Source organism: Nonomuraea zeae (genome assembly GCF_005889725.1).
Classification (GTDB): domain Bacteria; phylum Actinomycetota; class Actinomycetes; order Streptosporangiales; family Streptosporangiaceae; genus Nonomuraea; species Nonomuraea zeae.
The window spans coordinates 1-6,522 of the sequence record NZ_VCKX01000472.1 but is presented as its reverse complement, the minus strand read 5'-3'; the positions used below and the strand labels follow the sequence as shown (position 1 = coordinate 6,522).

Here is a 6,522-nt window from a genome sequence, read left to right as displayed (position 1 = left end):
GCAGGTGTGTAACAGCGCCCTCCCCACAGCGAACGGCCGCTCCCGCGCTCCCCCCGGGAAGAGCCTCCTCATGACCGCTCCCCGGGAAGCGGGGAACAGCCGGCTTTTCCGGCATGCGAAGCCGGCGCCTGACTGATGGCGGCTCAGCCGAAAAGGTACACCGATCTGCGCCGAGTCACGGTGGGTTTTGCAGAGAATGCGCTACGTGATGACCCTGAGGAGGGTATTTTCTGGGGCGACGCGTGCTAGGGGGAGGTCACGATCGTGGTGCACGTCTCGGGCTCCGTTCTCGATCCCGACCTCGGGGATCACGTCTGCCTGCCCTTCGAGGGCGAGCGGGAGCGGATGACCGCGACGAGAGACTTCACCCTGAACGGGCTGCGCCGCCGCACCATGGTCGTGATCGTCACGCACACCGACAGCCCCGAGCGGACGCGCGCCTGGCTGGCGCCGCTGATCCCGGGGTTCGCCGACGCCGAGTCGGCCGGCCAGATCGAGATCCTGGCCTGCGCCGACATCCACGCCACCGGCGGCTGCCTCGACCCGGACCGCGTGTTCGGCGAGCTGGCGCTGGCCGGCACCCGGGCGCGCAAGCACGGCCGGCACGGCGTGTACGCCCTGATCGACGCGTCCTGGGGGGTGCGCGACGCGCCCGGACAGGCGGTGCTGGAGGCGGCGGCCAACGAGTTGTTCGCCGAGCGCCGGCTGGCGGCCGTGTGCCAGTACGACCGCGGTCTCTTCCCGCGCGACGCCATCGACCGGGCCACCTCCGTGCACCCGATCGCGCCCGACCAGGCGTTGTTACGCTTCGCCGGCACCTCGTCGCCCAGAGGGCTGCGGATCTGGGGCGACATCGACCTCACCAACAGGCAGGCGTTCGCCTCGGTGCTGGCGCCGCTGGAGAAGGAGCCGGCCGAGGTCGTGATCGACGCCTCCCAGCTCGACTTCATCGACGCGGGCTCGGCCCAGTTGCTCACGCTCACGGCCCTGGCCAGGCCGCCCGGGTCCACCGTGGTCGTCTGCCGCGACTCCATCGCCCGGGTGCTCCGGCTGATCAGGGCGGAGGAGTTCGTCACCGTCCGCCGCGTCGGCGATGCGTAGACAGGTGCTCTGCGTGAGCTTCGCGCGCGGGCGCATCACGTTCCTGCGCAGGGCGGTCACCGAGCACGCCGCGCACGAAGGGGTGACGGGCCGGCACCTGGAGGACTTCGTGCTGGCGGTGAACGAGATCACCACCAACGCGGTCGTGCACGGGGGCGGGCACGGGCGGCTGCGGCTGTGGTCGCACGGCGGACGGCTGTGGTGCGAGGTCACCGACGAGGGGCCGGGGCTGCCCGCGGGGTGGATGGGCGAAGCCCCGCCGCCCACGGGGTTCGAGTTCCGCGGGCGGGGGCTGTGGCTGACGCGGATGCTCTGCGAGCACATCACGATCGTGTCCGGGCCACGGGGCACGACCGTCACCTTCGCCGCCGTGACCGACTGAGCCGCCGTACGCGCATGAGCCCGCGCCGTCCGCGACTCGGCGGGCTCGGCGGGCTCAGTGGGCTCGGCGGCTCCCTCGGCGGCTCAGGAGTGGGCGGCCGAGATCCAGGAGGCGTGCAGATCGGCGTAGACACCCGGCTCCAGGACCAGCTCGGCGTGCGAGCCGCGCTGCACCAGGCGTCCCGCGTCGAACACCAGCACCTCGTCGGCGTTCTCCGCCGTGGACAGCCGGTGCGCGATCGAGATCGCCGTACGCCCGCGCGTCACGCCTTCCAGCGCCCTGGCCAGGCGTACCTCGGTGGCCGGGTCCACCGCCGAGGTGGCCTCGTCCAGCAGGAGCAGGTCCGGGTCGGCGAGGTAGGCGCGGGCCAGGGCGACGAGCTGGCGCTCGCCCGCCGACAGCGACTCGCCGCGCTGCCCCACGGGCGTGGCCAGACCGGCGGGCAGGCCCTCCAGCCAGTCGGCCAGGCCCAGCTCGGTCATCGCCAGCCGGATCTCCTCGCCGGTGGCCGACGGCTTGCCGTAGCGGATGTTCTCCTCCAGCGTCCCATCGAACAGGAAGCCGTCCTGCGGCACCATGACGATCCGCTCGCGCAGCGAGGAGAAGCGGACGTCGCGCAGGTCGTGGCCGTCGACCGTGACCCGTCCCGAGACCGGGTCCATGAGCCGGGTCAGGAGCTTGGCGAACGTGGTCTTGCCCGACCCCGTCTCCCCCACCACCGCGATCCGGGAGCGCGGCGGGATCTCGAGCGAGACCTCGCGCAGCACGGGGACGCCGCCGGGATAGGAGAAGTGGACGCCGTCGAAGGCGACGGAGATGGGGCCGCGCGGCAGGCTGACCCCCTCGTCGCCGGGGTCGGCCACGTCCGGCGGGGTGTCGATCACGCCGAGGATCCGGCGCCAGCCCGCGACGGCGTTCTGCGCCTCGTTCAGCACCTCGGTGGCGGTCTGCAGCGGTGAGACGAACAGGGTGACCAGGAACAGGAACGCGACCAGCTCCCCCTGCGTGATGTCGCCGGACAGGCCGAGCCGCACGCCGAGCAGGACGATCCCGGCGATGGCGACGGCGGCTACGATCTCGGTCAGCGGGAAGACGAATCCGACGATGGTCTGCGCCTTGATCTGGGCGCTCCTGTTGGCGTTCACGGCCTTGTCGATGCGCTCGGCGGTACGGCGCTCGGAGGCGTACGCCCTGATCACGGCCGCCCCGACGACGGACTCGCTGACCGCGGCCAGCATGTCGCCGGTGCGCTCGCGCACGACCGTGTAGGCCCGCGACAGCAGCTTCTGGAAGCGCGGCAGGGCGATCATCAGCGGCACGAAGCAGGCCCACACCAGCAGCGTGAGCTGCCAGGAGTAGACGAACATCAGCACGGTGGCCACGAACACCTGGCCCAGCGCCACGATGATCATCAGCCCGCCCCACTGCATGAACGTGCTGATCTGGTCGATGTCGTTGGTGACGCGCGAGACCAGGGCGCCGCGCCGCTCGGTGTTCTGGGTGAGCACCGACAGGTCGTGGACGTGGCGGAACCCGCGCACCCGCAGCGTCGCCAGCGAGGACTCCGTCGCCTTGTAGAGGCGGACGTTCATGACGTAGGCGGCCAGGGCCGTGAGCACCACGGCCGCCGCGCACACCAGGACGGCCCGGGTGATGTACGGAAGATCCGGCGTGCCGCCCTTGAGCCCGGTGTCGATCGTCTGCTGGACCGCGATCGGCACGATGATCTTGCCGGCGGTCGCGACGACGGCCAGCATGAGCGTGACCGCCAGCCCTTTGCGGAACTCCGGCGTGAGCGAGAGCCCCTGCCGGATCGTGGCCAGCGCGGAACGTTCCGAATGAGCTTGGATGCCCTGCGCCGTCATGCGCTGACCTCTTCCTCTTCTTCCCCTATGGCCAGAACCGCGTCTCCGGCGGGAACGGCTTCCTCACCGGCGGGCACGTCGATGGCGGCCCGCTCGGCCTCCTCGCGCTCGTAGGCGGTGACCAGGTTCCGGTAGCCGGCGCAGCGCGCGATCAGCTCGTCGTGCGGCCCCCGGTCCACGACCCGGCCCTTGTCCAGGTAGACGACCTCGTCGGCCAGGGCGATCGTGGCCATTCGGTAGGCGACGACCACGACGGTCGACGCCTCGGCCGCGTCGCGCAGCCCGTACAGGATCTTGGCCTCGACCTGCGGGTCCACGCTGGAGGTGGCGTCGTCGAGTATGAGCAGGCGCGGGCGGCGCACGACCGCGCGGGCCAGGGCCAGGCGCTGGCGCTGGCCGCCGGACAGCGACGTGCCGCGCTCGCCGACCCGCGTGCCGAGCCCGTCGGCCAGCCTGCCGACGAACCCGTCGGCCTGCGCCAGCCGCAGGGCGGCCCACACGTCCTCGTCGCCCGTCTCCAGACCCAGCGCGACGTTGCCGCGCACGGTGTCGTCGAACAGGAACGTCTGCTGAGGCACCAGCGCCACCGACTCGGCCAGGCCGCCGTAGGGCAGCTCGCGCACGTCCACGCCGTCGAGCAGCACCTTGCCCGAGGCCGGGTCCACCAGCCGGACGAGCAGCTGCACCAGCGTGGACTTGCCCGAGCCTGTGGGGCCGACCAGGGCCACGGTGCGGCCGGCGGGCACGTCGAAGGTGACGTCGTGCAGCACCTCGGCCTCGCCGTAGGCGTAGGAGACGCCGGAGACGGCCAGCGCGGCGGGCGACGTGGAGGCCGGGGGGCTCTGGGCGCCGTACTCCATGGAGCCGGTCGCCTCCAGCACGGCCTGCACCCGCTGCCAGCCGACGACGCTGCGCGGCAGCTCGGCCAGCACCCAGCCGAGCGCCCTGATCGGGAAGGCCAGCAGGGTGAACAGGTAGGCCACCTGCACCAGCGCGCCGGAGTCGATCGCGCCGCCGGACAGGCGGGCCGCGCCGACGCCGAGCACCGCGAGCACGCCGATCGTGGGCAGCGCCTCCAGCATCGGGTCGAAGAGCCCGCGCACGCGGCCGACCGCGATGTTGGCGTCGCGCAGCTCGTGGGCGCGCCGCCGGAAGCGGTCGGTCTCCAGCTCCTCCCTGCCGAGGGTCTTGACGACGAGCGCGCCGTCGAAGCTCTCGTGGGCGATCTCGCTGACCTCGGCGCGCAGTTGCTGCGCGCGGGTGGCGAGCGGGCTGAGCTTGCGCTGATAGACCAAGTTAAGTACGGCGATCGCCGGAAAAATCAGGAAACCTACCAGCGCAAGAACGAGGTCCGTGAACAGCATCGCGATCGCCGCGGTGAACAGCATGACGATCACGCCCACGGCCATCGGCAGCGGCGCGAGCGGCGCCCAGGCGGCCTCGGCGTCGGCGCTGGCGTTGGACAGCAGCTGCCCGGTCGGGTGCCGGTGGTGCCAGGACAACGGCAGCCGCAGGTACTGCTTGGTCACGTCCCTGCGTGACCTGGCCTGCATGCGGTACTGGATGACGCCGGCCAGGATGCGCCGCCCGGCCACGCCGAACGCCTTCAGCAGCGCCGCGCCGAAGATCAGGAACGCCGCGGTCCAGAGCGCGCCCGAGGCGACGCGCCCGTCTCTGAAGGCCGGCAGGACCACGTTCTGCGTCGCCCAGCCGAGGGCCCAGGCGGAGGCGACGGTCATGCCGCCGTAAACCGCGCTGGCCAGCACGGCCAGCGCGAACACCGCCCTCTCGGTGCGAATGGCCACCCCAAGGACCCGCAATCCTTGACGCATGACGGCCGAGGTGACCTTGCTCGCCACTCGGTTGGGTTCCTTTCAATTCTGACATTTCTACCTATGTCCCTATCACGTCTGATCAACGGGTTATTCCCACAGGTAGGCTTGGCCGCGTGACTCATGCTCGTGACGAACGCTCCGCGATCTGCGACCTGTTCGACCGGCTCGGCCCGGACGCGCCGACCCTCTGCACGGGCTGGACCACGTACGACCTGGCCGCCCACCTGGTGCTGCGCGAGCGCCGGCCCGACGCGATGGGCGGCATCGCGCTCAAGCCGCTGGCCGGCTACACCGCCTCGGTCCAGAACGGCCTCAAAGCCCGCCACCCCTACCCCGAGCTGGTCGGCCTCGTACGCAAGCCGGGCGGCGTCTACGGCGTGCTGAGCTTCCTCGACAACGCCGTCAACACCCTCGAATACTTCGTCCACCACGAGGACGTCCGTCGCGCGCAGCCCTCGTGGGAGCCCCGCGAGCTGGCCGCCGACCTCGACGAGCTCGTCTGGAAGCGGGTCTCGACCGGCGCCCGGTTCATGCTGCGCAGGTCGCCCGTGGGCGTGGTGCTGCACCGCCTCGGCGGCGGCGTGGCGCTCGGCGGCAACCGTCAGGGCCCCAAGGTGGAGGTGACGGGAGCCGCCTCGGAGCTGCTGATGTTCTGCTTCGGACGGCAGGCGCACGCCCGCGTGGAGCTCACCGGGGACCCCCACGCCATCGAACTGCTGCGCAGCGCCTCGCTGGGCGTATAGCCGCTCGCCGACGGTGGCCTGGGCCGGGCTGCGTAGCGAGGCGATCCCGCGCACCGAGGTGCCGGTGACCACGCTCCCGACCGCGCGCTCGCGGTCGCTCACGTCGCCGCCGAGCAGGCACAGGTCCGCCTCGCCGATCCGCTCCGCCACGTCGGCCCAGGCGCCCAGGGCTTAGGCGTCCGGGGCTAAGCGTCCGGGGGCCCGGCGTCCGGCGTTAGGCGTCGAGGGCGTCGAGCATGTCCTCGCGCCCGGCCTCCTCCAGGGCGGCGAGCATGCCGACGGCGGTGCGGTAGGCGGGGCCGCCGGTCCCGCTGTAGTCGGGCTGGTTGCGCCCGGTGGGCCAGCCAGGAGCGACGAGCTCTTCGCCGCCCTCGTGGCCGTCCTGCGCCCCGTCTTCCTGCCCCTGGTCCTGGTCTCGCCGACCCGCGCACGCTCGACGGCATCCCGATCTGGATCAAGCCGATGAAGCTCCTCCGCACCGCCTCCGGCGGCCTGATGGTGCCCGGGGTGCCCGGGGAAGGCGTCGGCGGAGGACTTCGCCGAGGCCCACAGCGTGGGCGTGGACGTGGGCGGACGTGGGCGGACGTGGGCGGGCG

General features: G+C 72.1%; 5 protein-coding genes. 3 read left to right on the top strand and 2 right to left on the bottom strand.

All coding sequences use genetic code 11. The annotated features are described in order from the left end of the window. Positions 1-264 precede the first annotated feature (264 nt). Together ETD85_RS59200 and ETD85_RS59195 are read left to right on the top strand one after the other, a co-directional pair. Positions 265-1,101: an MEDS domain-containing protein gene (locus tag ETD85_RS59200; RefSeq protein WP_170247446.1), complete on the top strand. Its 837-nt coding sequence runs from the start codon at positions 265-267 to the stop codon at positions 1,099-1,101. Positions 1,102-1,114: 13 nt separating this feature from the next. After that, the gene (locus ETD85_RS59195; protein WP_170247445.1) at positions 1,115-1,483 is read left to right on the top strand and encodes an ATP-binding protein; all 369 of its coding nucleotides are present in this window, start codon (positions 1,115-1,117) and stop codon (positions 1,481-1,483) included. Between the two features lie 83 nt (positions 1,484-1,566). On the opposite strand, the gene ETD85_RS59190 is transcribed toward ETD85_RS59195, so the two are convergent. Both ETD85_RS59190 and ETD85_RS59185 read right to left on the bottom strand, forming a co-directional pair. Beyond that, complete coding sequence (locus tag ETD85_RS59190; RefSeq protein ID WP_138698572.1) at positions 1,567-3,348, bottom strand: ABC transporter ATP-binding protein; 1,782 nt, start codon at positions 3,346-3,348, stop codon at positions 1,567-1,569. Further along, on the bottom strand, positions 3,345-5,180 hold the full coding sequence (locus tag ETD85_RS59185) for an ABC transporter ATP-binding protein (RefSeq protein WP_138698575.1): 1,836 nt from the start codon (positions 5,178-5,180) through the stop codon (positions 3,345-3,347). Before ETD85_RS59185 ends, ETD85_RS59190 begins: the two co-directional genes overlap by 4 nt. A 116-nt stretch (positions 5,181-5,296) precedes the next feature. Here ETD85_RS59185 and ETD85_RS59180 point away from each other — a divergent pair, with 116 nt between their 5' ends. Then, a complete protein-coding gene (locus ETD85_RS59180) occupies positions 5,297-5,926 on the top strand; it encodes a TIGR03085 family metal-binding protein (RefSeq protein ID WP_138698571.1) in 630 nt (209 codons plus the stop codon). Positions 5,927-6,522 lie beyond the last annotated feature (596 nt).

Excerpts from the sequence above, each read along its gene's own strand:
- ETD85_RS59190 (WP_138698572.1), bottom strand. The coding sequence starts at position 3,348 with ATGACGGCGCAGGGCATCCAAGCTCATTCGGAACGTTCCGCGCTGGCC.
- ETD85_RS59185 (WP_138698575.1), bottom strand. The coding sequence starts at position 5,180 with ATGCGTCAAGGATTGCGGGTCCTTGGGGTGGCCATTCGCACCGAGAGG.